This is a genomic window from Alkalihalophilus lindianensis (assembly GCF_032843265.1).
Taxonomy (GTDB): Bacteria; Bacillota; Bacilli; order Bacillales; family Bacillaceae_D; genus Alkalihalophilus; species Alkalihalophilus lindianensis.
In genome coordinates, this window is record NZ_JAWJBA010000486.1 from 1 (window position 1) to 263 (window position 263).

Below are 263 nucleotides of genomic sequence, written 5' to 3' on the forward strand. Positions count from 1 at the left end.
GCCGCGCCCGACCGTATCAGGCGCGCGGGATGCTCGCCGAACGCGGGATCAGAGCAGCATTTCGAGGTTGCGCCGCTCGGCCCCTGCAAACTGGCTGGTGAAGGCCGCGATCACCTCGGACACGTCGGGCCGGGCCGCTTCGCCCGCCGCGACCGCCTCGGCGGGCCCTGCGGAAACAGTGCTGCTGGCGGCGACCTGCTCGGTGATCGACCCCTTCGACGCGGTCAGCGTGCTGGCCTCCCCGAGCGGCGGCGCGCTGCGGC

Annotated in this window: 1 protein-coding gene; it reads right to left on the reverse strand. The window is 74.1% G+C overall.

The features are described from left to right. Window positions 1-48: 48 nt before the first annotated feature. Window positions 49-263: hypothetical protein (locus RYX56_RS23130; RefSeq protein WP_317124226.1), on the reverse strand; the 215-nt coding region annotated here is incomplete at its 5' end.